27 protein-coding genes and 1 tRNA gene are annotated in these 21,383 nt (G+C 40.7%); all 28 read right to left on the reverse strand.

The annotated features are described in order from the left end of the window. Positions 1 to 202: 202 nt before the first annotated feature. Entirely contained in the window at positions 203 to 1,339 is a 1,137-nt protein-coding gene (locus VK70_RS12230) for an Ig-like domain-containing protein (protein ID WP_025698389.1), read from the reverse strand. A 14-nt stretch (positions 1,340 to 1,353) separates the two neighbouring features. After that, positions 1,354 to 1,701 (reverse strand): hypothetical protein, encoded by a 348-nt coding sequence (locus tag VK70_RS12235; protein WP_025698391.1) that lies wholly within the window; start codon positions 1,699 to 1,701, stop codon positions 1,354 to 1,356. Positions 1,702 to 1,776: 75 nt separating this feature from the next. Then, entirely contained in the window at positions 1,777 to 2,745 is a 969-nt protein-coding gene (locus VK70_RS12240) for a stalk domain-containing protein (protein ID WP_025698392.1), read from the reverse strand. A gap of 572 nt (positions 2,746 to 3,317) precedes the next feature. After that, a complete protein-coding gene (locus tag VK70_RS27855) occupies positions 3,318 to 4,574 on the reverse strand; it encodes a phage portal protein (RefSeq protein WP_036642069.1) in 1,257 nt (418 codons plus the stop codon). Then, positions 4,575 to 5,864 (reverse strand): terminase large subunit, encoded by a 1,290-nt coding sequence (locus VK70_RS27860; protein WP_233277812.1) that lies wholly within the window; start codon positions 5,862 to 5,864, stop codon positions 4,575 to 4,577. Positions 5,865 to 5,900: 36 nt separating this feature from the next. Next, entirely contained in the window at positions 5,901 to 6,152 is a 252-nt protein-coding gene (locus tag VK70_RS28925) for a hypothetical protein (RefSeq protein WP_233277813.1), read from the reverse strand. A 42-nt stretch (positions 6,153 to 6,194) separates the two neighbouring features. Further along, a complete protein-coding gene (locus VK70_RS12255) occupies positions 6,195 to 6,587 on the reverse strand; it encodes a hypothetical protein (RefSeq protein WP_025698393.1) in 393 nt (130 codons plus the stop codon). After that, entirely contained in the window at positions 6,584 to 6,745 is a 162-nt protein-coding gene (locus tag VK70_RS28310) for a hypothetical protein (protein ID WP_155986956.1), read from the reverse strand. Before VK70_RS28310 ends, VK70_RS12255 begins: the two co-directional genes overlap by 4 nt. 330 nt (positions 6,746 to 7,075) lie before the next feature. Continuing rightward, positions 7,076 to 8,464: a DNA primase family protein gene (locus VK70_RS12260; RefSeq protein ID WP_025698395.1), complete on the reverse strand. Its 1,389-nt coding sequence runs from the start codon at positions 8,462 to 8,464 to the stop codon at positions 7,076 to 7,078. Next, a complete protein-coding gene (locus VK70_RS12265) occupies positions 8,457 to 8,819 on the reverse strand; it encodes a hypothetical protein (RefSeq protein WP_025698397.1) in 363 nt (120 codons plus the stop codon). Before VK70_RS12265 ends, VK70_RS12260 begins: the two co-directional genes overlap by 8 nt. Before the next feature lie 32 nt (positions 8,820 to 8,851). Beyond that, the gene (locus tag VK70_RS12270; protein ID WP_025698399.1) at positions 8,852 to 9,148 is read right to left on the reverse strand and encodes a hypothetical protein; all 297 of its coding nucleotides are present in this window, start codon (positions 9,146 to 9,148) and stop codon (positions 8,852 to 8,854) included. Then, positions 9,141 to 10,103, reverse strand: a complete 963-nt coding sequence (locus VK70_RS12275) for a hypothetical protein (protein ID WP_025698401.1) — start codon at positions 10,101 to 10,103, stop codon at positions 9,141 to 9,143. Before VK70_RS12275 ends, VK70_RS12270 begins: the two co-directional genes overlap by 8 nt. Positions 10,104 to 10,133: 30 nt before the next feature. Next, positions 10,134 to 10,313, reverse strand: coding sequence for a helix-turn-helix domain-containing protein (locus VK70_RS12280; protein WP_036642071.1), 180 nt, complete (start codon positions 10,311 to 10,313; stop codon positions 10,134 to 10,136). A 78-nt stretch (positions 10,314 to 10,391) separates the two neighbouring features. Continuing rightward, on the reverse strand, positions 10,392 to 11,249 hold the full coding sequence (locus VK70_RS12285; protein ID WP_025698402.1) for an SU10 major capsid protein: 858 nt from the start codon (positions 11,247 to 11,249) through the stop codon (positions 10,392 to 10,394). 22 nt (positions 11,250 to 11,271) lie between these two features. Continuing rightward, the gene (locus VK70_RS12290; RefSeq protein ID WP_025698404.1) at positions 11,272 to 11,679 is read right to left on the reverse strand and encodes a hypothetical protein; all 408 of its coding nucleotides are present in this window, start codon (positions 11,677 to 11,679) and stop codon (positions 11,272 to 11,274) included. A 148-nt stretch (positions 11,680 to 11,827) separates the two neighbouring features. After that, the gene (locus VK70_RS12295) at positions 11,828 to 13,234 is read right to left on the reverse strand and encodes a hypothetical protein (protein WP_025698406.1); all 1,407 of its coding nucleotides are present in this window, start codon (positions 13,232 to 13,234) and stop codon (positions 11,828 to 11,830) included. A gap of 165 nt (positions 13,235 to 13,399) precedes the next feature. Continuing rightward, positions 13,400 to 13,711, reverse strand: a complete 312-nt coding sequence (locus VK70_RS12300; RefSeq protein ID WP_025698408.1) for a hypothetical protein — start codon at positions 13,709 to 13,711, stop codon at positions 13,400 to 13,402. A 400-nt stretch (positions 13,712 to 14,111) separates the two neighbouring features. Beyond that, positions 14,112 to 14,348, reverse strand: coding sequence for a hypothetical protein (locus VK70_RS12305; RefSeq protein WP_025698409.1), 237 nt, complete (start codon positions 14,346 to 14,348; stop codon positions 14,112 to 14,114). A 151-nt stretch (positions 14,349 to 14,499) separates the two neighbouring features. After that, a complete protein-coding gene (locus tag VK70_RS12310; protein WP_025698412.1) occupies positions 14,500 to 14,940 on the reverse strand; it encodes a hypothetical protein in 441 nt (146 codons plus the stop codon). 98 nt (positions 14,941 to 15,038) lie between these two features. Beyond that, a complete protein-coding gene (locus tag VK70_RS27865) occupies positions 15,039 to 15,233 on the reverse strand; it encodes a hypothetical protein (RefSeq protein WP_144415226.1) in 195 nt (64 codons plus the stop codon). Between the two features lie 12 nt (positions 15,234 to 15,245). Beyond that, a complete protein-coding gene (locus VK70_RS12315; RefSeq protein ID WP_025698413.1) occupies positions 15,246 to 16,166 on the reverse strand; it encodes a tyrosine-type recombinase/integrase in 921 nt (306 codons plus the stop codon). A gap of 140 nt (positions 16,167 to 16,306) precedes the next feature. Next, positions 16,307 to 16,380 (reverse strand) — tRNA-Pro (locus VK70_RS12320). A gap of 851 nt (positions 16,381 to 17,231) precedes the next feature. Then, positions 17,232 to 18,065, reverse strand: a complete 834-nt coding sequence (trmD, locus tag VK70_RS12325; RefSeq protein ID WP_046724240.1) for a tRNA (guanosine(37)-N1)-methyltransferase TrmD — start codon at positions 18,063 to 18,065, stop codon at positions 17,232 to 17,234. Further along, the gene (gene rimM / locus VK70_RS12330) at positions 18,065 to 18,592 is read right to left on the reverse strand and encodes a ribosome maturation factor RimM (RefSeq protein ID WP_025699612.1); all 528 of its coding nucleotides are present in this window, start codon (positions 18,590 to 18,592) and stop codon (positions 18,065 to 18,067) included. Before rimM ends, trmD begins: the two co-directional genes overlap by 1 nt. 151 nt (positions 18,593 to 18,743) lie before the next feature. After that, a complete protein-coding gene (locus VK70_RS12335; RefSeq protein ID WP_025335405.1) occupies positions 18,744 to 18,974 on the reverse strand; it encodes a KH domain-containing protein in 231 nt (76 codons plus the stop codon). Positions 18,975 to 18,999: 25 nt separating this feature from the next. After that, the gene (gene rpsP, locus VK70_RS12340) at positions 19,000 to 19,272 is read right to left on the reverse strand and encodes a 30S ribosomal protein S16 (protein WP_025691349.1); all 273 of its coding nucleotides are present in this window, start codon (positions 19,270 to 19,272) and stop codon (positions 19,000 to 19,002) included. A 341-nt stretch (positions 19,273 to 19,613) separates the two neighbouring features. Continuing rightward, positions 19,614 to 21,005: a signal recognition particle protein gene (gene ffh, locus VK70_RS12345; RefSeq protein WP_025691350.1), complete on the reverse strand. Its 1,392-nt coding sequence runs from the start codon at positions 21,003 to 21,005 to the stop codon at positions 19,614 to 19,616. Between the two features lie 19 nt (positions 21,006 to 21,024). Further along, a complete protein-coding gene (locus VK70_RS12350) occupies positions 21,025 to 21,381 on the reverse strand; it encodes a putative DNA-binding protein (protein WP_025699614.1) in 357 nt (118 codons plus the stop codon). Between the last annotated feature and the right edge of the window lie 2 nt (positions 21,382 to 21,383).

Consider the following 21,383-nt stretch of genomic DNA (forward strand, 5'->3'; position numbering starts at 1 on the left):
GGGATTCGAACCCACGGCCTCACCCACCCCAAGGGAACTTGTACTTTGTTATTAAGTAGAATTCCCATAGACACCATGTAAATCAAACGTCCTATGACACAAACAGGATTACTGACTACGCCCTGATTGCTTCCGTTGTTTTGATTATAGGATGTAATCATTAATCTGTAAAGGTTTCTGAATAACAAATTTAGGATGTGGTCTATAATAGCGGTCTCATCCGAATTCTAATCCATGCTAGAACCGTGTTATCGCTAGCTAAAATCGCCTTTAATTGTACATATCCACTCGATGCACCATTATTCTTCACCTTGCATATTCTTGCATCTTGGCTCGTGATAATCGCCAGTGTTGTTGTACTCACTTGGTCATCAGCATATAGACTCCATGTTACAGTTTCGAATTCATCCAATGTTGCCCCACGATATACTACAGCGTTGTAAGTCTTGGTCATATTGGTTTTAATCTCATTTGGCGTTGACGTATCATTTGTAATGGTTATCGTAAAGGAATCCGGTGGCGCTACTACATCAATGGCAATGGCATCGCTAATTCGGTCATTTGTCGCATTATAAACGGTAATCGTAGCTGAACCTTCATTAATACCCGTTACAAGCCCTGTAGCATCAACCACAGCAATTCCTTCGTCTGAGCTTGTAAACGTCACAGGAGCGCCCTTAGTGCTTGTGTAGGCCAACTGTGTTGAAGCTCCCACGAATAATTCTGCTGATTCGCTCACAATGTCTACAGGGCAGGCTAATCCTCCAGCAATTCCATTAACCAAGTCATCGCTCACCGTGTTGATGGAATCCTTTTCACAACTAAGAATAAGCATTCCAGGCATGCTGAAGCGGTCTATTCCTGTCACCTTGAACGCCTGACCATATAGTAGGAATCTGGCATCTATTTTAAGCTCCAAATCCCTACAATAATCTGTACAAAAAACAGTTATATTCCCATCCGGGATAGATAGTACCTGTCCAGCAGCAATGCTTAAATTCCCTACAGTTATATAACAATTCAGAGTGGAAAAACGGCATTCGGAATTGACGACAATGGTATGTGGTAGCCAGCGCATGATTCCTTTAAATTTGTTGTAACGCTGTCCGTTGATTTCAGATATAATCATGTACTTTTTATCTCCAAACAAAACAATATCGCCCCGGTTAAGAGGCGAAAGAGAAGAAATCTTTTTATCATCATAATTTTGTTCAAGATTCGTATTCGTGATTAGAGCTTTTACAGGCTGTGCTGACTCGTTGACATAAACATCCGTTCCCACGTGGTTAAGTAGGAATTCATAGTCGTTTGTATCATTATTATCGAATAAATTAATCAATTTGAACTCTCCTTTTATATGCCTTTGAACAGCATAAATGTGCTGCTACTGGCTTGAGTGTCGTTTACAGCCATCATGCGGATTTTTCGTTCCAGTTGATCAATGCGATTCTGAATTGAGTCGGCAAAATCTGAGACAGTGATATCATCCGATTTATAGGATTTCATTAAAGTGGGATTGTTAGCCACGCCGTTGAGAATGGAAAGGGCTGCTGCATAAATTTTTCGTTTTTCTGTGGATGAAGAGGGGGAATATTCGGATTCTGGGTCAGTGATTCCTTCTTCTTCGAGATAAATGGATAGTTCATCCGGTGAGTGAGTAATACCTTGTGTTTCTAATTGTAAACGTTCTATGTACTTCATTTTGATTTGCTCCTTTGTATAAGTTTTTTGGGTAAAGAAAAACACCTACTCTAACTAAGCAGGTGTCAAATGTTGTTATTCTTGTATACCATACAGAATTGAAACTTTGTATTTTGGTTTATTTACGGAACCTGCGTTTTTCATTTGAACGGAAATTGATATATCACGATATTCATAATTTTTTATTAATACTAAATCCTTATATAGTAGTGCTGTTCCTATCTTAGTATCATAATCAAAGCCATACATATCATCATAAATCTCTTCTGTGTACTCATTTTTCCATAGCATATTATCATCTTCGCTAGTTGGTTTGTATGTACTATCCATGTCAGATATTAATTGATTAAAGAGTCTGTATTGATCACCAGGGTATTCATCTCCTTCAGTGAAATAATACATATCTCTTAACTTTCCAGTTAAATCAAACTGGTACCATAATTGTGCAGGTAACATATCATTACCAAGATAAACTCTATACATTAATGTTTTTGCACTATTTGCACCAGTAAAAGAATGGAGAAGAGTTTTGTTTTCTGCTTTTTTTACGTCTGCAATGGTTCTACCCCATTCGATTTCTTTATAGGGATCTTTGGTACTAAAATCAAATGGTCCAATGTATATCCTACTGGAATTGTTATCAAGGACGAAACTATGATTACTTGCTGTTGCTATGAATTTTAGTGGAACAAATGTATAACCTTCAATAATTTTTGGTGCAATATTTAGGGCTGTTTTTTTCCCATTTACCCATGCTGTCTTGCTACCAATGGTAAATGTAAATGATGTATTAGTAGAAGTGTTAGAGACAGTCGTGGTTTTTGTGCTTTTTTCGTAAGAAGCAGATAAACCGAATGCTTTTATAATTGGTCCTACCTGAACTAACATAGTTCCATTGTAATAAATTGGATCTTTGTCGAAAACTATTCTTTTAGCATCATAAAATACTAAAGTCCTGCTTGAGTCTGCTGATACTACACTTCCGAGTGAACTAAAAACCACAGTTAGAGTAAGTAAAATAGCTAACCATCTAAATCTCTTCATCCAAAATCCCCCCAAACTATTATTTTCCATTATATTATCATTATCGACTAGATAGGTCTATGGATTTAGAAATATATGTAGGTTGTGGTCTAAAAGACATAGTTTTTACAAATGAGTGATTCAAATTTTGGGGGTACAGTCCCTAAACCTCGATTTTTTCGGGCGTGCGTAAATCATCCTGCTACAGGTCGATTATTCAAAATTGGGGTATCGCTACCCCTTTACAACCCGCAGCAGGACGGTTAAATCATACAAATAGTACAAATCATAACCTTTCCCCTTAAAATCGCCTCTAAAATGGGCAAAATTAGACTACAAACTACGGTAGGTAGTGGTCTAACGGATAGAGAATTAGAAAAATAACAGAAAATGGAATACAAAACTTAAAATTTTAGGAAATTTCTCATTTAAAAAATTCGCGCACCTACTATTATTATATAAATGGCTGGCTAATGAATATCGTATACACGTTAATGTGTGCGCGAAATTGCGCATTCCTTTTATTTCAATGTTTATATGTATTAACCTTTGTTCAATAATTAATATTTATACAATATTATGTATATTTATACTTATCTATTCTCACTCTGAATCCTTGTCAACTCGCCTTGAACGTCTGTCACATAAGGATTTCTCTCCACAATGCTTTCCAGACTCATACCATCAATCTCTTTCAACACCTTCAGATTATCCACTATTTCCTTATCGTTCGATGGTCTAGCAAATTGGAATACAATACCCAATGTATCATATTCGTCGTCGGAAAATGCAAGTCCCTTACCCCTCAATAACTCTCTAATCTTCTCAAACCGTTGTTCCATGCCTTCACGTAAAAATTTGCTATTCAAAGCGCCTTTCGTATCCGCTAACGAGAACAGGAGACGAATAGAGACCTCGCTCAAGTTGCTGACATCTGTTTTGCTCATGCTGATTGCTGGCACATGGGCAATATCAAGCAATGAGCTTGTCAATGTCTTATACAACGTCTCAAATGCTTGATGGTCAAATTCATTATTGGCGAAGAAGAAATCTGCATTATCATCAAGCACAATACCACCACCAATAATATCCTTTGGTAATCCGTCACCTTTAAGCTGCTGGCCTTTGAGGACTGGGATACCTGAGATATGGTGATAGTAGCCATCTACAGCTTTACTAAGCAAGTCTTCCATATTGTCCAAGATGGGGAGAATGTCCAACAAATCAGAGCGCCCAAGGTTCCCAATCTCACATTGATTATGGTATAGGATAGGCAATCCAGCAGGATTGTTGGAACTCCCCGTCATCCGTAAATTGCCGCCCTTATCGTTCCATTCCTCAACCCTATCTGGCAAATACAAATTATAATAACTCACGTTATCTACACAATAATGTTCAATCAATGCTGTATACTCATTGTGATGGTCAAACACAGGGAAGCAATCGGCAGGATCAAGGAGTTTAGATTTGATTTCTTGCTTGTCATCCAGATAGACATATTCCGCGACATATCCATATTTGGTCATCTTATCAAGCACATCATAATCAATCTGATTGTATTTGCCACGTTTATAGACACATTTGAATGCGTCTGTAACAGCTTTATCACCTGTAAGTGTCACAGGATTACTCATCACATATCCTACGCTAAAGTTAAGAATTGTCTTGGCGTATTGGAGTACAATTTTACGGGGTTCGTATACCTGACCATTATAATTGTAACTCGGCTTCTGTAAAATTTCATGTTTTCCACTCAGGTACTCTTTGATATCAAGAATCTCATTAATCCTCTGCTGATTTGAAACTCTGTTTACTTCCTCTACAAACCATTTATCTTTATTATCGTACAATTAAGCCACCTCAACGTAATATTTATTTGCTTTTATTCCTTGAATCGAAAGCATAAACGATATAACCAAATCATCATGATTAGATCGGGATTTGTTCTCCATTTTGTTGTCCTTTTCAATAAAGGTTTGCATCTGCTTCAGCGTTTCCTTACATTCAATTTTTATTAATTGACATTCAAACATTTCCTTTGCATCCGTCACAGCTTTATTTTTCGTAACAGTGTTGCTACTCCAGCCTAATTGCAGCCTTGTCTTACCTTTGTCGAAATGACGATGCTTGAACAGATTTAGATATGGCATTTCACCTTCACGCAATCGCTCAAGCACTGATGTTCCAAAACCGTTCCTTTCAATGACAATAAAGGCGTAATTAAAAAACAGCCCAATCTCTCGGACTATTTCAGCGAATTTATAAACTGGAATATCATTTCGATAAAATGAAGCATACTGCTGCCCATCTGCACCGAATACACTCATTGTTGAGTAGTCATTACCGCTGCCAGATGCAACGTCTACTCCTGCGAACATTCTCTGTTTTTGCTTCGGTAAACGAAAAATTTCTAAACCTTTTCCTATGTATTGCTTCAGTAGATCTGGAATATGTCCAAGTTCATCCTTGGGCAAAGGAGGGAGTATGTAATTAATCTGTTCTGCTATCTTCGTTTGATCGAATACAGATTGTCCAGTGTTAATAAACGCTTGTATATCAGTAGCAGGATACTCTTGATAAAATTGGTTTTTGTCTTTGTCCTGTAGTATGTAGTCACGCCACATCAACATATTCAGGCTACATCCAGCAGCATGTAACTGTTTTTGTTCAGTACTCAAATCTTTGGCGCTCATGCGCTGCCCTTTATTATTGGCCCTGTACCATTTCACGGCTTCTTGAATATCATAAGCGAATTGTTTTTCATAAGCGGAAGCATAAAAGGGGAAGAAGAATGCTTTATATTTACTCAATTCCTTATTTGCCCGATCATATAGCTTTTGAAAGTCATTAAATCCGTTGGCTGTAGACTCAAGTACAATCTTACTTCGCTCTGTCTTTTGCAATGCTGGTTCCAATGATAATAGAATGCCGTTCAAATCGTCGTAAAAAGCCGCTTCAGACAATAGAACGTACATTAGGTTCATGCCTCGACCTAAATCCTTATTTCCCGTTGTCGTACTCCTGATAGTGCTGCCGTTGTCAAAAACCAGTTCATCTCTATTGTCACGTACAACGGAAGGGAAAGCATCGTATTTTGAACGGGGCAAATGATCATTCATCCGCTTAAGCTTGGCAAACAAATCCTTTGCAGAGTCACCTTTATAGCTCACGATTAATTAATTGGTATTGGGATTGTTAACGGCCATCCACAAACAGTAGGCGAGGGAAGCTGTAGTAAAACCTAACTGGCGTGGCTTTAGAATTAGATTATATTTTCCAGATTTATCAATAAAACACTGCTGCTGGTCATTCAGCAAAAATGGAACAAGCTCACCATCATTATTTACAATTTTAATAAAATTTTTACAGAATAGATCAAACGAGTTCATTACTTTATTGATTTTCTGCGACTTCGTTAATGCTACCATTTACATTATCCTTTCATGAAAATAAAAAAGAGTGACATTACGTCACCCGATATCTAAATCATCATCTTCTTCAACTTCATCGTTTTTATTTAGCGTTTTGGCTGCATCTTTGGCATAGCTCTTAATGTCCTTGCCAATCTGAAGGAGCAGCTTGATTGACTTTTCGTCACCATTTTTTGCTTTATCAGCAAGGGAATCATAAATCTGCTCTAGATCACTATCAAAGCGAGTGTTGAGAAGGATAGCCAGCAACGCACGATACTCCTCGCTACGTTCCCACCTTACAAAGCTAGATAAGCTTTTTAAATCAACAGTTTTTAAAAACTCTGCTTCTGTCTTCGGCGGTTTCGTTTGATCAAATCCAATGTAGTGTTTCCAAATAAAGTATAATTTCTTCTTATTGGGGATTGTCTTTAACGCTTCATGAATATTCATTGTCCATACACCACATTCCATTGTTTAATTTTGTTTTGCATTAGCTCCATCTCCTCCGGGCTGAAACAACATTCGTATTTACATAGCCCCGTTGTGTAGTTGATAAAAACATATTCGTCTGTTAACGACGAAAAACGTTTGATTTCCCATTCGTTCATTTCTATATGTAGTCTCCTTAAATTTTTAGTTGCATCGTAAAATCAAAATCCATATCGTAAAACAATCGTAGTTTTATCGTAGAATCAAAAACCCAAAACTCCTTGATAGATAAGGATTTTTGAAGAAATATCGTAAAATCGTAAAAACTTTTCACTTACTTGTATACTTTGTACAGTAATACATCTGAAAATTTTTCTGAAAAAGTCATTTCATTTTACGATTTTACGATATAGACGCTAAAACCCTTGATACATAAGGTTTTTTTGAAAATCCATTTTACGATATTTTTACGATCATTCTACGATTTTCGAACCCATTCTACGATATTATTACTGAAAGGGATCGGTGAAATCTTCTTTCACTTTAATTCCCATCCAACAGCGAATACCTCTTTTATTAATCAATTTGTCTTTGCATTCCAAGTTGAAGCGGTCAGTCAAGCGTTGATTAAAGTTCTTTTTACCCAAAGCGTTCCTGATACCCCATTCATCACAGAAATTCCGGTAATGCTGATACAGACTTGAGGTTGATATGTAATAGTCTTCAGCCAACTCGCATTGTTCATCAACAAATTGAAGTAGTGTATCGCAATGTTTCCGGTATTGCTCAATAGCATTCGTCAAGCTTTCACCCATTGTAAATTGCTTGTTTTTATGTAGTCTATGTATTCCTTGGATAGCATAGTTCAATAGTGTTGAAAGAGCGCTATCGGTTGTTAATTTATGTATCAAATTAACATCTCTATTAGCATTGGTAAACTTGTTTTTAAACTCGAATATCAACCAACGGCGAAAATAACCATCTGACATATCTGGAGTCACTACCATGTGGTTGGCGGAGAATAATAATTTCGTGGAAGGTTGGAACGATTTAGGGTCTTTATTTTTGCGTTCAATTGTAATCGCTTCATTAGAGACAATTGCTTTAAAATTTCCTGTATCCTCAATTGGTTTCTGCGGCAAGTCAGAAAATGCGTTTAAAAGCTTACCTTCAAGCCCTGCCACCCTGAACCTGTGATCTAAGTCCTGAAGGGATATGTTACTAACATTTTCTTTACCTAATAAAGCGGTAATCATGTCTATTGCAACAGATTTACCATTACTACCGACTCCAGTGAACAAACACGCCTTCTCCATATGTAAATTATTAGTCAATATGTAACCAACCAACTCGTAGAATGCTTCATGTGAATCTTCAGGTAAAACACTCGAAACAAAATTATGTATAACAGGGTCATTTGCGTTTGAATCAAACTTCACGGGCAATTGATATGTACACAAATATTGCGGAGAATGGGGAAGCAACTGTCCCGTGAAAGGATCAAGCATTCCATTCTTAACATTGAGTAAATTGGAAGGAGGGTTCATACTCTGACCCTCTAAGAGTTGTCTTTCGTTTTGAGCATAGTAGAGTGATTCACTGATATGTGTCCGTCTACTACTCTCACCGATTAGTTCCTGTCCGATTGCCCTATAATAAGGTTCACCGTCATTTTTATAGTAACCGTCATGGTGATAACGCCAAAGGATTTGACTGTCATAGACAAAACTAAAACGTTGGATCATGTCCTCAGCATGTTTGGCATGCTGAAATTTTTTATCAATAAAGTAAGGTGATATTACCTTCGTTACAGGTTTGGTCTCGTTATTCGTTGATGCGTTTGTAGTACTTTTCAGCATGTTTAGTTTATTTTGCAAGTCTGTGATGCTTTTACTCAAATTTAGCACCACCAATTAAGCGGAATAGTTCATCCTGGCACTTTTGGATTTCAGTTTCAGCCGTATCTCGAATCTTAGAATACTCCCGGATTTCATTCATTAATTGTTGATGTCGAGGGAGTGTTTCGAAGAAAGGGTTGTCAGGGCCTATATCTTGATTCTGGTTATTGGCCCAGTATTCAAATGGATTATCTGAGGAAGGTTCTTTATAATCATTCTTATTCCACATGAAATCGTCAATCCATCGTTCACCGTCCCAATACTCTTTTTTACCTTTACTATTTTTTCGAAAGTCTCCAACTTTATATTCGTTTCCGTATCCATCATAGGTCAGTTGTCCAAGCTCATATCTCATTCTTATTCATATCTCCCCTTAGTGTTCTCTATTTATTTAAGCTGCCATCTATCAAGGCGGTATTTATTATTTCGTTGTTCGTCTTGCCAGTGCGAAATAATTTTGTTTAGTTTATTGTAAACCTCTACCAATTGCTGTCTTAATTTCGAATCAAAATCACCCTTAAGCTGTTCACTCGATAATTTTGTTTGATATTTCCAATACATAAAGTTGTTATTACTACTATCCCCGGATTCAACAGGCTCTAAGCCGTTTTGTTTAAGTAGATCCTTTAATTCCGCATTGGTTACCCAGCAGAAACCTTTGTCATCGTATTCAGCATCAATCATTGAATGAAAATTCCTGTCCGTTGAAGAAAATGCGCCCTTGAGCTTTCAACTCGATATCTCCATTAGACTTTAGTTTGATAAAGGAACCCACATCATGCCCCAAAATCAAATCTCCACTCTCAACACTAAGCTCGATTCCTTCATCTTTTAAAAGGAGTCTTCGCTCATGTGCATAATTAGAGCTTCGATAAATAATTTGGTACGAACCACTAGGTTTCAACATCTCCGCGACACCGCTAATATTTTTGCCAGCGGCACTAACTACAACACCGTCACCTTCACCCATACTGACAAAAGGAATCGCACTATCTCCATGACCGTAGAATCCGTAATGTCTTTTTAATCTTTGAATATCCAACTTATTAATCGTATCAGGTTCATTAAGTTTGATTTTTTCAGTCATGCCCCATTTAGTACGAGTTAAATGATAAACTATAACCTCACCGCCCACGGCTTCATCAGCAAGAGCCTCGTAAATTGGAATAAAATACTCGGGAGTGATGTGTACAGTCTTCAGATCAAGTAGTTCACTAGCCTTTTTCATATTTTTCCCATATGTAACAAATGAGTTGTTTTTATGTCCATAGTATCGATCTGTTGGCTTAAAATTTAGATGATTATTCGTAAACTGACAATACGCTAATCCTTTTTTATCAAATCCGTATTTGCTAAAGGCTAATTCGTCGTCATCCTCAGAGTATTGATCAAATAATTGGATCGCAAGTTGTGTGAGCTTTTCAAAACTTCTGTCGGTTTGTTTTTTAAATCGTTCCTGTAAATTTGTTACCAGTTCCAGATCGCCCGAGAAAAAGTATGCCTCATTGTCAATGATAATAATTTTTTTGTCTGAACCTTTTACATCACGGTATACAATACCGTTAAAAGTGAAACTAATTGCCGTATCGACACATAAATAATGTTCATAAGGCTTTGAAGCGCTAATGCATAGACTCATTAATTCATTCTCCCTTTAATTTGATTTGTTTTAATTTTCATTTATAAAATTTTTATACTTCCTAACCAATACCGCATCCCAATCGTAGCTTCCCGTCTCAAATCGGCTTATGTATGCGGGGCTTACGCCCATTCCTTTAGCTACTTCTTTTGACTTTAACCCTTTGGATATTCTAAGTAGCTTCCACTGCATGCGTTCTTCCGAATTCATTTTTGATTCTCCTTTCTGTTATTATGCCTTTATGTTTATGATAGAGAAGGGGAGAGTTTCCCCTTCGATATGTATTGGTTAGGCGATTTCAAAGCTTGCTGCCGCTTTACGGTTAAGCAATTTAACTCCACCTTGCCATTCAAGGTAAACTGATTGCTTAGATCCACTAACAGGTTCGACCTGTCCGTGAAACGAAATTAATTCTCCTAACTCAAGATAGTCGGGATTTACAATAAACAATTTGTTTTGGATTTTTTCCGTGAGGGCGAATCGAACAGAACCAAAAGGACTAATAAATATGTCCACATCAACCCCCGCAACCTTGTCTTTTGCGAAGAATTGGAAGTCTGTAAACTGGGCTAAACTTAACTTCATTCTCGCTGGGAGAAAACAAATTAGATTGTCACTTGCTCCAGCATCATAAATCTTCTCAATAGTTTCTAAAAATTTGTCATTAGTAAAAGTTGTATCTGTAAGTTTATGATCTGTATGTATTTGCTCTAAAATTCCAGCCGTTTTATATATTTTTGTTGCTGCCGTATATCCTTTAATTCCATTGATTAGACGATTTTCAATTCCCATCTTAATTGCTTTAGTTTTACTGTCAATTTCTCGCGCTAACAAATCGGAAATACCAACAGCGTTAGCGGCTTGTGCGGTATTACTGATAGTAGCGGTTGCTCCCACCAATTCTGTGAAGTTGCTAATCGGCTCTAACGTATCGTCTACAGATGCTGGTGCATCTGATCCTTCTGCAAGCGTCTCCGCAGCCGCTTCGTTAATGCTGGTTTCAATCCAGTTCATCGTTGGGGCTTCTGCCTTTACCGTTTTAGTGAGGAGCAGATTAGTAAACGGAGCTTTAAATGGAGTGGTATTAATTAGAAGTTCCTTTAGATCATAGTTTTGTCCTTGTACAAATTTGTCTGATGTAAACAATAAAATTTCTCCTTTAATTTTTTTAATTCAAACCAAAAATACTTTTAATCATGTTACGAGTATCGCCTTGTGCTTTTGCTTGGCTGTACTTATCCGTTTGTTTGTGGCCCTTGGGCTGGAAACTATTGTTTAGCTTTCGCGCGTCAAGGATCTTAGTTAACTGTGTAACTTTTGTCTTTAACTCTTCAGTATTTGATACGTTGAGTAAGTCAGAGAAATCATTGAGATTATTTGCCTTTAACTCGATGTCAATTTCCTTTTTAAACAGTTCAGCTTCACGTTGTTCGAGCGCCTTCTCAGCATCCGACTTCTCTGCTGGTTTGAATTGAAGCAATTCGTCACGTTCAGCAGTGATAGGGGCCAGCACTTCTGTTTCCCAAGTTGTTTTTAACTGGTCAATATAGGCTTGCTGTTCTTCTGTAAACTCCATCTTCATTTTCTCCTTTCTGATTTAATTTCTTTAAGTTTCCCTAAAAATAGGTCGGCGCGTGAACACCGACGAGGAAGGGATAATAATGAATAAAACGATGATAATAAACTTGGAAGTTTTACCTTCCATATAGTATGGTGATCAAATGTTAAAAGCCGACATGTTTTGAAAAATACTTTGCAACCTTTTTTGAAATGCTGCTCTTCAATGTTCGATTCATCTTTTCTGTGCTGATTTTCAATTTTTTACTATTTACTTTAGCAGTCGAAGAACTATATAAAAAAGCGTCCAGAATGTCTTTATGTAGAGGATCTCGAAATTCAATCTTCTGAGAATTTTGCTCAAATTCTCGAAGAATTGTATATAGCGGGGAGTCTACTTGGTATTGATACTTACACCAAAGCGTATGATAATTTAAAATTAAAGCATGAATATGTAAGGGATTAGTATAATCGACGATATCTAATATAGTGTCAATGCAGACATCCAGCGTTTCATCATCATTTGCTCTGTTTTTATTCGGACTGTGGTTGACAGTTCTAGGCTCATACATTAATGTATATTTGTATTGCAATTCGTTCGCTATTTTGTAGACTTCCCGCTGCTGTTTGCTTCCTCTCGGCAACGATCCAGCAATAGAACGAATCTGTTGCGTCTCATCATACAGTTCCCGCTGTTCGATGAGCATTTCTACGTAAGGTGTTTTTTCTCCGTTTATTTCTTCCCACGATGGAGCTAAAGGATAACGTTTGCTCTTTTTTTCTTCAATGTGGCAATAATCCACTCTTTGAAACCCGGTTTCAGATTTGGGTTTAATGTAATCATCAATAGACCAATCAGGACTATCTAAGTCTGATTTTCCTATGATTTCATCATAGGATGAAACTAATTTATTGTATTGTTTACAACCGTATTCCGTTTCGTCTTCTTTACCCACGGTCTTTATTAGATATGTAGCAATTTCGTGTAAGGCGTATGTATAACCGTTTTGCTTGTGACCCCATAAATTAAGGCCTTCACTTTGAGAGGGAATTTTACCGTTCCCTTTTGCTAAAAACTGATACAGGTAATTCGTTATGTAGTCCACAAAAAATTCATCAACAAAGTAATCATCGTATGTAGTACTGATTTTGCTATTAGCTGGTTTAAGGCTCCCGAATGCTGTATGTTTATCGAAAATGCTTTCGACAATTTGCAAACGTTCTTCCTTCGTCTTTAAGTTCCTCTGAGCCTCGTGCTGCAAAAATCCTCTAATCACCTGATGGACATAGTAGAGAGGAACAGGTTTGCTATGAGGTTCTTGCTCTTTTGCTGAACATTTGTCTGCAATCTTCTTTCCAGTGTTCCAATCAAGCTTTGGCTTGTGCGTATATCGATCAATCAGTGTCTGGAATTTTTGTTTAACATCGTCAGGAACCAAGTCAGATGAAACATTCTTCCATTGACGTTCGCGGTTTTGCTCAATAGTGAGTTTACGAGAGGGGATGAAATTAGGATCTAGCTGCTGCCACTGCTTTGACACGGTATTCCATCTGTACTTTTTTGTTTGGTTCAATATAGTGATAGTCTCCTTTAGATTTCAAGTATTTTTGTTTTTTGATTTTCGTCATTTTGATTACCACCTTATCTGCGCATTTTGCGCTTCTCTTTTGGGGTTTTGGTTCACCCTTGAGGTAATAATAGAAGAGGGGATAGTTATCTCCCCTCAAAAATAAGTAGATTAGAAACCAGTTAAATTTATGTAATTTCCGCAGGTAGAACATGTAAATCTAAGCTCATTAAGTGATTTGTCCGTGCTCACCATATCAATAATTTGGTCTTCAAGAATTTCAGCAATTGTGCCGTTATCTTCTGTAAGTGCCAAGTTACTAACCACCGAATCATCAAGGTAAACTGTTTGATCAATTTCAATGTCAGCTTCAGCTCTAAACTTTCCTTGAGATTGAGTTGTAAAATATGCGTGGTTTCCAACTGTTGTTGGTTTTAGCTCCAATTGGTTTCTGCATTGCTCACAAATAATCTGTAACTTCAAAATCATTTCCCCTTTACTTATTGTTATTCTAATTTCTTACTCTGCATATCCATTCAGCTAGAAGATACAGAAGTGATGCTAGATACCATATAACTATACTTATCAGGTATTTAGAACTTGCAAACATACATCCGTCATGATATTATTATGTACGTGGTAAAGCTAAATGGTACAGAAGTAAAGTTCCATGCCATCTAGTGAATATTCCACAAGCGATTTAACCACCTCCTTTCATATTATTTCCATAACGATAGAGTCTCAGTGAATGGGTAGACTATATCATTCTTAAATATATCACGCTGACCAGTTAAGGTCAAGCGATTTTTTGCGTTTAATATTTTTCTACTCTCTTTGTATATTCTAATTCAAAGGGAGCAGAAACGTAAAGATGACAAGTAAACTATTTCGCTGCTTTAAAAAGAGTGGTTTTACAAGTGTTGAACACTCCAAATAATTCTTTTCCCTCATCGTCAATAATGTAAGCTTCGCCGTTTACAAAACCTGCTGGATTATCAGGGTAGTACATTCTTTTTACCTCGTATACCTTTCCTTCTGTTACATTCCCTTTCTCAAATCGTTTTTTGATGATTTTGACAAATTCTGCTTCTTCTTCATTTTGAACTTCAATTAAATTCATTTTTTGCCTCCATTATTTTTGACTTTCCTTGACCTTATTTACTTTACCACTAATAGCCAGATAAGATCAATTGCGGAGATCCGCGACACTCCTCCGTAGATGAAGGAATGTTTCGGCCCACTCCGCAAAAATGGGCCATCATCAGGCAGTTTTAGTGAATCACAACAACATCCCCGTTACTATTTTGAAGCGTAGCTTTGAATACCTCAGCATCTTCCACAATCCCTAACAATTCAGACCCCTTATTCCAAAACAGGTGATACTCTACAGCCTCACTAAACGCCACCGGAGCGCCGACAGCTCGATACATGCAATCATTTAGAATCTGCTCACCACTCCAATCCTCTTCGTAAATTTCAGTCCAGATAAACTTGCCTTGTGGAGTAACAATAACTTTATCCTTGAAATGGTGGCCGCAATCCGCAAGCATATTGATAATATCCCAAGTAGCAATTTCATAGTCGTTGCCGGAATCAATTGCTTCTTGCTTGCTTTCGAAAAGGTAATTGTTGTAAATGATGTTACCCTTTTCGCTGATTTGGTTAGTTGGTACGGCAGCATAAAACAAAGTTACTTCCGGTAATTGATTCATTTTAAAACACTCCTTCAATAAATTTGTAGTATTATCATAACACAAACGTATGTTCCTATAAATATAAATATTGGATTATTTTAAGTTAGATTTGTGAATTAGTAATTTTGTTGATCAATCATTTTATGCATCAAATCTTTATATAGCCGTAAGCGTTCGAAACGATTGGAACAAGGCTCTTTATCACTACGGCGAAGCAGATAATCAAAACGGGCTTTACTGTATTTGTTCAGTTGTTTCGTGAAGTAATTTAAACGGTTAATGACAGTTTTATTAGGATTGGTGTAGGTCATGTTATCACCGCCCTATATATCCAAGTTGTTGAGAGGGTTATGCCGCTCATTTATTTCAGGCAACACATGTCCAAATGCTGATAAATATTTCCTTGTAATTTCCATATTCTGATGTCGCAAGAGACGCTGAAGTGAAACTATATCTCCACCATCCCGAAGAAATCGGTACGCAAGGCTATGTCTGAACGTATGAGCACTTAATCGCACATCTTTAAAGTTCATTTTTGCCTGTAACCGTTTGAAAATCAATTTGATGCCGTTAGGACTCAACTGCTTGTTATCGTCGGTACTGAATACATAAATCGGCTTTTGCCCCAATTTCCGTTCCTGAAACAATCTCCATTCGGCAAGCTCCGCTAATAGTTTGTCTACAAGAGGTACGCTTTGTTGCCTACGTAATTTACCGAAAAATATTGCCGCCTTATTTTCAAAGTCAATATGATCCCATCTGATATTGCTGGCTTCTCCAACACGAGCGCCTGTGGACAGCAAGAAGAGGATTAAGGCATAATCTCGATAAGCATAATATGATTTGTCCTTTTGTTTCAGATTACGGTAGTAACTCAACATCTGTTTGATATGGTAATCTTGAAATACAGGGATAATGATATCTTCTTTTCCGTAGTTCACTTTTTTGGCCGGATTTTGCTTTTCGGTAATATATTCATTCGTGACCATATCATTAAACAGAGTTTTGATAACTCTCAATTTGGAGTTTTTTGTAACAACCCCATTACCTTTGGCCTCTTGGCAATGAAGCAAGTATTTTTTTACTGTTGGAGTCATTACCTCTTCAACGTTAACAATTTCCTCGGATACACAGAAAGCGTGGAACTCATCGAGAGTACGAGTATATCTGTCCAATGTGTGCGGAGAGACATTATTCAATTTTCTTTCGTCCAAAAAACTTTTGATTGCAAATTTTAACAACAAAAAAGACCACTCCTTTCAGGATGCGAAATCCATCAAGTGTAGTCTTTTTTGTAAAAACTGTTTCTGTCACTGACCACTACTTTGTCTTATAAACAAGGTAGGACTTAAAACGTTGACGTTACGCGGGTTTTCCGTAAAAATCGGAGTAGCGGGATTCGAACCCACGGCCTCACCCACCCCAAGGGTGCGCGCTACCAGGCTGCGCTATACCCCGATATATGTAAGCCGCTAGTGTGCTTACCCTGCTAATATTACGGGTGCCCCTTACGCATTTATATGCGAAATGTCAGCGACGAATACTATTATACGACTTTTCCACCCACTCTTGCAAGTTAATTATCCAGTCCACCTATTAAAAAATATCTTAAAAACACCTTGAATTTTATAGATATTTTTTATGCGCTGTGCTATACTGTCCCTACAAGGAAAGGAGGTGCGTTCACATTAGTAATGACATGTTGAACGTATCCCTTACCCGGACCATTGGCTAATGAATCGGCTTTTGGTGGCGCGGGATACGGATCATGAAAGTTAAGCGCCTCGGGTAGAGAGACCGTCTTCGGACGGTCTTTTTTCATTGCTCACCATTTTGCAAAATGCTCTGTATTTCTGCCCATTTATCTATTTGGCTAATAACGCAGAGAACCACTCAATCCGTGAGCCGAAGCTTACAGATCAAGTGGTTCTCTTGGAAAATATCTCTCTGCATGGATGGCGATAGACACCTAGCAGGTTGATTGGATAGGTTTTGCTCCCGCCCTTCAAGGGATGGGGAACTTCATGATTTTCGGTTCTTGTAGAAGTCGATAATATCGCTGACCGTGCGGAGCGGCTCCGCCTCTTTGCGGATCGGGTTCGTATCCGGCTTGAAATCTTCATGTGACTTCGTTGTCATTTCAAAGTTCATCCTTTCGCTGGTTAAGCCTTTTCTATATTTTACGGCGTCTTACTTTATTACCCAAAAATTCAGGTGATGACACCTTAATAATATATGGCCCTATCGAACTTTTTATGACGGCTAATTGCATTTCATATCAACGAAAAAGACGTCTTTTAACTTATTCGTTAAAAAGACGCCTTCTCTTCTTCACTACGGCTGCCGATGCAAGTCTCATTTAATTCAGCTTTTAATCGTTCCAGCAGCTTATGGTCTTTCGGTGTAAGCTCTGCCTGCTCCAGCAGCTCGGGTCTGCGCTCCAGCGTCCGCTTCAGCGACTGCTCCCTCCGCCATGCTTCGATATTGGCATGATGGCCGCTCAGCAGCATATCCGGCACCTTCCAGCCGCGAAACTCAGCCGGACGCGTGTAATGCGGATACTCCAGCAGCCCCGTACTGAACGAATCGGTCACCGCAGAGGACTCATTTCCAAGCGCTCCCGGCTGCAGGCGGACTACCGCATCGATAACCGTAAGGGCGGGCAGTTCTCCGCCTGTCAGTACATAGTCGCCGATAGACAGCTCATCCGTAACCAAATGCTCGCGGATACGCTCGTCATAGCCCTCGTAATGGCCGCAAATAAAAATGAGATGCTTCTCCTTGGCCAACTCCTCGGCGATTCGCTGATCGAAAGTACGGCCTTGCGGACACATAAGAATAATACGCGGGTTAGCGCTCTTCTCTTGAGCTGTATCCGGCGCTTGATCCGCTGAATCTGACCGCCCCCCCAGATTGTCCAGAAGATGCTCCACCGCAGCAAAGATCGGCTCGGGCTTGAGCACCATGCCGCCTCCCCCGCCATATGGAGTGTCGTCGACGCTGCCGTGCTTATTGTTCGCATAGTCGCGGAAATTCACCGCATTCAGCAGGGCGATGCCTTTTTCCCGCGCCTTGCCCAAAATGCTCGTCCCGAATACGCCTTCACACATTTCCGGAAAAAGCGTCAGCACATCGATTCGGATCATGACAGCAGTCCTTCCATCAGCTGAATCTTCACCCGCTTGTTCGGCACATCGACATCAAGAACTACGTCGTCAATAACGGGAATCAGAATATCCTGGCCTTTGGGACGTCTGACCACCCATACATCATTGGCTCCCGGTGTCAAAATCTCGGAAATCACACCAAGCGGCGCGCCTTCCGCTTCAGTCGTATAGACCTCACAGCCGATAATATCGTGAAAATAGTACTCGTTCTCCGGCAGTTCCACCCGGTCTCCCTCTGTGACTTTGATCAGGCTGCCTTTATATTTTTCCACCTGGTTGATGTCGTTATAGCCCTTCAGCTTCACGATATACATTCCCTTATGCTCGCGTGCCGCCTCCACGGTGACCTCAAGCTGTCCTTTTCCATCTTCCGGAATAATCAGCAGCTTACTCCCCGGAGCAAACCTCACCTCGGGAAAATCGGTCCGGGACAATATTTTGATTTCACCGCGAATCCCGTGGGTATTGACCAGCTTACCTACCGTTAACAGCGATTCCGTCATGCCATTCACTCCCTTAACGCTTCAGCTTTATATGATTAACGTTCCCCGGCGTAACAAGCCTATGCTCGGCAGGGGCGCATTTTATCTCTCTTAATTAGACAAAAGGAGCCGGAATCCAGCGATCCCCAGCCCCTCTTTGAATGGTCACCGATCAGGATAAAATATCCACGGTGACGCGCTTATCGCTCTTGACTGCTGCCGATGTAACGACTGTCCGGAGCGCTTTGGCGATCCGCCCCTGCTTGCCGATGACCTTGCCCACATCATTGGGATGAACGGACAATTCATATACAATCAGATGATCCTTCTCCACGGTCCGCACCGTCACATCTTCCGGATGATCCACTAAAGCCTTAGCAATAACTGCAACTAATTCTTCCATAGAGGACCCTCGCAATCATCAGTCATTATTTCGCTTGCTTCGACTCATGGAACTTCTTCAACACACCCGCTTTGCTCAGCAAGTTGCGAACCGTGTCGGATGCTTGCGCACCGGTTTGAAGCCACTTGAGCGCTTTTTCCTCATCGATGTTCACTACTGCCGGTTGAGCAACCGGGTTATAGTAACCAATTTCCTCGATAAAACGACCGTCACGAGGAGACCGGGAATCGGAAACCACTACACGATAGAAAGGCGCTTTATGAGCACCCATACGTTTCAGACGAATACGTACTGCCACGAAATTCACCTCCTTCAAAGAGTTTCGATCCCTCCCAAACCCTCCCTTCCAAGGGAGGGCCCCAAGGGCTGCCGCCCTCTGGACACCCGCTAATGGCAATTAGCGTTGGCGTTGGGATTGGCGGGACCTTGGATGGTTGGGGTAATGATCGCTTTTCGTCCCTGACGGGACACGCTTGACTGTTGATCTATCTAGTCACGGGTTGAACCCCATAAGCTAACTGCCAAAGATTAAAGAGAGTTGATCAACCTATGTTATACAATGGTTAATCACAGTAAAAGATTAAACATTAAAGGCCTGATCAACCTATGTTGTACAATGGTTGATCCAAACAAATCGATTTAGCGGAAAGGGAACTTCATGCCTTTGCCGCCGAGCGCTTTGAGCTGCTTCATGGCATTCTTCTTGGAGGCTTTGCCTCCGCCCATTCCGCCCATCATGCCGGAGAACTGCTTCATCATCCGGCGCATCTCATCGAACTGCTTGATGAGCCGGTTCACCTCGGCGAGCGAGGTGCCGCTGCCGGCGGCGATGCGCTTGCGGCGGTTGTGGTTGATGATCTCGGGCTGGCTCTTCTCCTGCTTCGTCATCGAATGCACGATCGCTTCGACGCGGCCCATCTGCTTGTCGTCAACCTTCAAATCCTTCATGCCCTTGGCTTTATTCATGCCCGGGAGCATGTCGAGGATCTGGTCAATCGGGCCGAGCTTCTTGACCTGATCCATTTGCTCCAGGAAATCGTCGAACGTAAACTCCGCATTGCGCATCTTACGTTCCATTTCCTTTGCCTTGTCGGCGTCGATGTTGGCCTGCGCCTTCTCGATCAGCGACAGCATGTCGCCCATGCCGAGAATCCGCGAAGCCATCCGCTCCGGATGGAACGGCTCCAGCGCGTCAATCTTCTCGCCGAGAGCGGCGAACTTGATCGGGCAGCCGGTTACAGCCTTAACGGACAAGGCGGCGCCGCCGCGGGTATCGCCGTCAAGCTTCGTTAACACGACGCCGGTCAGCTCAAGCTGCTTATTAAAGCTATCGGCCACGTTCACGGCGTCCTGACCGGTCATGGCGTCGACCACGAGCAGCACTTCATCCGGATTCACGGCCGCATGAATCTGCTTCAGCTCTTCCATGAGGTCTTCATCAATATGCAGGCGGCCGGCGGTATCAATAATGACATAATCGAGATTATTGTCCTTGGCATGCTGCAGGCCCTGCTTGGCGATCTCCACCGGGCTCGTCTTGTCGCCCAGTGTGAACACCGGCGCCTTGATCTGCTCTCCGAGCACCTGAAGCTGCTTGATCGCAGCGGGACGGTAGATGTCGCCGGCCACGAGCAGCGGACGATGATTTCCTTTTTGCAGCAGCTTAGCCAGCTTGCCGGAGGTCGTCGTCTTACCGGCGCCCTGAAGACCCGCCATCATAATGACAGTCGGAGGCTTATTCGCCTTGGCCAGCTTCGCCTGGCTTCCGCCCATCAGCTCCGTCAATTCCTTGTTCACGATGTCGATGATCACCATGCCCGGTGTGAAGCTCGACATCACTTCTGTACCGATGGCCTTCTCCTTCACCTTCGCTACAAAGTCCTTAACGACCTTAAAGTTAACATCCGCTTCGAGCAGCGCAAGGCGCACCTCGCGCATAGCCTCGTTCACATCATCCTCGGACACCTTGCCTTTGCCGCGCAGCTTGCTGAACACGCTCTGCAGTCTTCCGGTTAATCCTTCAAATGCCATAGGCTGCTTCTCCCTTCAGCTACTCCAGCTTCTCCAAAGAATCCACAATATCCACAAACCGCCGTTTGTACGGCTCAAGCAGCGCTCCATCCTGCGGCAGTCTGCGCAATTCTTCAAAATACCGGGTACGGCTCTCATGCTTCGCCAATAACCCCAGCTTATTCTCATAGTTCTCCAGCACCTGCTCGGCGCGCTTGATATGCTCGTAAACGGCCTGGCGGCTGATCTCGAATTCCGCGGCGATTTCTCCAAGCGAGAAGTCGTCATGGAAATAATATTTCAAAAACGTCTGCTGCTTATCGGTAAGCAGCGGCTCGTAAAATGCGAACAATAAGTTAATTCGGTTGGTTTTCTCTAGCCGGTTACCCTCACTCATCA

The organism is Paenibacillus durus ATCC 35681, from assembly GCF_000993825.1.
In the GTDB taxonomy this organism is placed as follows: Bacteria; Bacillota; Bacilli; order Paenibacillales; family Paenibacillaceae; genus Paenibacillus_AQ; species Paenibacillus_AQ durus_B.